Source organism: Vibrio sp. OPT18 (assembly GCF_015163615.1).
GTDB classification, from domain to species: domain Bacteria; phylum Pseudomonadota; class Gammaproteobacteria; order Enterobacterales; family Vibrionaceae; genus Vibrio; species Vibrio coralliirubri.
This window is the reverse complement of record NZ_JADDYK010000109.1, coordinates 1-211: the sequence shown is the minus strand read 5'-3', so window position 1 is coordinate 211 and position 211 is coordinate 1. Positions and strand designations below refer to the sequence as shown.

General features: G+C 51.7%; 1 rRNA gene. It reads left to right on the top strand.

Annotated features, from left to right (window positions below):
- Nucleotides 1-211 (top strand): 16S ribosomal RNA (locus tag IQQ51_RS24825); the annotation flags it as partial.

Below are 211 nucleotides of genomic sequence, written 5' to 3'. Positions count from 1 at the left end.
GGAATATTGCACAATGGGCGAAAGCCTGATGCAGCCATGCCGCGTGTATGAAGAAGGCCTTCGGGTTGTAAAGTACTTTCAGTTGTGAGGAAGGGGGTGTTGTTAATAGCAACATCTCTTGACGTTAGCAACAGAAGAAGCACCGGCTAACTCCGTGCCAGCAGCCGCGGTAATACGGAGGGTGCGAGCGTTAATCGGAATTACTGGGCGT